Below are 3,353 nucleotides of genomic sequence, written 5' to 3'. Positions count from 1 at the left end.
GTGTGTGTGGGGTGTGTGGTACGGGGTTGTTGTTTGAGAACTACATAGTGGACGCGAGCATCTTTTATAAGAAGCAATTTCCAAGAATATGAACCTGGATCTGTCGCTGTTGCCTTTTGGGGTGATGGTGGTGGTTTCTGTGGTTCTCTCGAAAATTACTCCTTGATCTTTTGTGGTCAAGTTTTTAAGAGCACACGGTGGATGCCTTGGCATTAGGAGCCGAAGAAGGACGTAGGAATCTGCGATAAGCCTGGGGGAGTCGATAACCGGACTGTGATCCCAGGGTGTCCGAATGGGGAAACCCCGCCAGGGGCGCGAGCTGCCTGGTGACCCGCATCTGAACACATAGGGTGCGTGGAGGGAACGCGGGGAAGTGAAACATCTCAGTACCCGCAGGAAGAGAAAACAATAGTGATTCCGTCAGTAGTGGCGAGCGAACGCGGATCAGGCTAAACCGTTCCATGTGTGATAGCCGGCGGGCGTTGCATGGTCGGGGTTGTGGGACTTCCCACTCCAGCTCTGCCGGGCTGGGAAGGTGAGAGTGCAGGCATAGGTGAACGGTCTTGAAAGGCCGGCCGTAGAGGGTGTGAGCCCCGTAACCGAAATGTTGTGCACCGCCTGGTGAAGTATCCCAAGTAGCACGGGGCCCGAGAAATCCCGTGCGAATCTGTCAGGACCACCTGATAAGCCTAAATACTCCCTAATGACCGATAGCGGACCAGTACCGTGAGGGAAAGGTGAAAAGTACCCCGGGAGGGGAGTGAAACAGTACCTGAAACCGTGTGCTTACAATCCGTCGGAGCCTCCGCGAGCGATCGTGTAGGGGTGACGGCGTGCCTTTTGAAGAATGAGCCTGCGAGTTAGTGTTACGTCGCGAGGTTAACCCGTGTGGGGAAGCCGTAGCGAAAGCGAGTCTGAATAGGGCGTTGCAGTGGCGTGATCTAGACCCGAAGCGAAGTGATCTACCCATGGCCAGGTTGAAGCGACGGTAAGACGTCGTGGAGGACCGAACCCACTTCAGTTGAAAATGGAGGGGATGAGCTGTGGGTAGGGGTGAAAGGCCAATCAAACTTCGTGATAGCTGGTTCTCCCCGAAATGCATTTAGGTGCAGCGTTGCGTGTTTCTTACCGGAGGTAGAGCTACTGGATGGCTAATGGGCCCTACAAGGTTACTGACGTCAGCCAAACTCCGAATGCCGGTAAGTGAGAGCGCAGCAGTGAGACTGTGGGGGATAAGCTTCATAGTCGAGAGGGAAACAGCCCAGACCACCAACTAAGGCCCCTAAGCGTGTGCTAAGTGGGAAAGGATGTGGAGTTGCGAAGACAACCAGGAGGTTGGCTTAGAAGCAGCCATCCTTAAAAGAGTGCGTAATAGCTCACTGGTCAAGTGATTCCGCGCCGACAATGTAGCGGGGCTCAAGTACACCGCCGAAGTTGTGGATTTCAGACATTAGCCAAGCCCTTGTGGTTCAGGCGTCTGGAGTGGTAGGGGAGCGTCGTGTGGGCAGTGAAGTCGCGGTGGAAACCAGCGGTGGAGCCTACACGAGTGAGAATGCAGGCATGAGTAGCGAAAGACGGGTGAGAAACCCGTCCGCCGGATGATCAAGGGTTCCAGGGTCAAGCTAATCTGCCCTGGGTAAGTCGGGACCTAAGGCGAGGCCGACAGGCGTAGTCGATGGACAACGGGTTGATATTCCCGTACCGGCGAAAAACCGCCCATGCTGAACAGGGGATACTAACCGCCCGAAACCTGCCTGACCGCCCTTGTGGTGGAAGGGTTTTGGTGGAGCGCGGGACCTGATCCTGGGAGGCAAGCGTATTAACAGGTGTGACGCAGGAAGGTAGCCGAGCCGGGCGATGGTTGTCCCGGTCTAAGGATGTAGGGCGAACGGTAGGCAAATCCGCCGTTCATGATGCCTGAGATCTGACGGGACCCCCGTATGGGGGGATTCGGTGATCCTATGCTGCCGAGAAAAGCATCGACGCGAGGTTTTAGCCGCCCGTACCCCAAACCGACACAGGTGATCAGGTAGAGAATACTAAGGCGATCGAGAGAATTATGGTTAAGGAACTCGGCAAAATGCCCCCGTAACTTCGGGAGAAGGGGGGCCCCAACCTTGAACACCACTTGCTGGTGGGAGGGGATCGGGGCCGCAGAGACCAGGGGGAAGCGACTGTTTACTAAAAACACAGGTCCGTGCGAAGTCGCAAGACGATGTATACGGACTGACTCCTGCCCGGTGCTGGAAGGTTAAGAGGACCGGTTAGCCGCAAGGCGAAGCTGAGAATTTAAGCCCCAGTAAACGGCGGTGGTAACTATAACCATCCTAAGGTAGCGAAATTCCTTGTCGGGTAAGTTCCGACCTGCACGAATGGAGTAACGACTTCCCCGCTGTCTCAACCATAAACTCGGCGAAATTGCAGTACGAGTAAAGATGCTCGTTACGCGCAGCAGGACGGAAAGACCCCGAGACCTTTACTATAGTTTGGTATTGGTGTTCGGAGTGGCTTGTGTAGGATAGGTGGGAGACGTTGAAGCCCGGACGCCAGTTCGGGTGGAGTCATCGTTGAAATACCACTCTGGTCACTTTGGACATCTAACTTCGGCCCGTAATCCGGGTCAGGGACAGTGCCTGATGGGTAGTTTAACTGGGGCGGTTGCCTCCTAAAAAGTAACGGAGGCGCCCAAAGGTTCCCTCAGCCTGGTTGGCAATCAGGTGTCGAGTGTAAGTGCACAAGGGAGCTTGACTGTGAGAGAGACATCTCGAGCAGGGACGAAAGTCGGGACTAGTGATCCGGCGGTACATTGTGGAATGGCCGTCGCTCAACGGATAAAAGGTACCTCGGGGATAACAGGCTGATCTTGCCCAAGAGTCCATATCGACGGCATGGTTTGGCACCTCGATGTCGGCTCGTCGCATCCTGGGGCTGGAGTAGGTCCCAAGGGTTGGGCTGTTCGCCCATTAAAGCGGTACGCGAGCTGGGTTTAGAACGTCGTGAGACAGTTCGGTCCCTATCCGCTGCGCGCGCAGGAAATTTGAGAAGGGCTGTCCTTAGTACGAGAGGACCGGGACGGACGAACCTCTGGTGTGTCAGTTGTACTGCCAAGTGCACCGCTGATTAGCTACGTTCGGATGGGATAACCGCTGAAAGCATCTAAGCGGGAAGCTCGCTTCGAGATGAGATTTCCATACACCTTGTGTGTGAGAGGCCCCCAGCCAGACCACTGGGTTGATAGGCCGGATGTGGAAGCGAGGACTAACGACTCGTGAAGCTGACCGGTACTAATAGGCCGATAACTTACACCACACACTCTTCCCGTGAACGGATTCAAAAGACGTTCACACCATGGG

Annotated in this window: 1 rRNA gene; it reads left to right on the top strand. The window is 55.2% G+C overall.

Annotated features, from left to right (window positions below):
• The first annotated feature begins 174 nt into the window (after positions 1-174).
• Positions 175-3,309 (top strand): 23S ribosomal RNA (locus AC1DBX_RS20600).
• Positions 3,310-3,353 lie beyond the last annotated feature (44 nt).

It is taken from the genome of Arthrobacter sp. 10N44_2 (assembly GCF_056394385.1).
The sequence above is the reverse complement of the archived record's forward strand: the minus strand, read 5'-3'. Positions and strand labels throughout refer to the sequence as shown.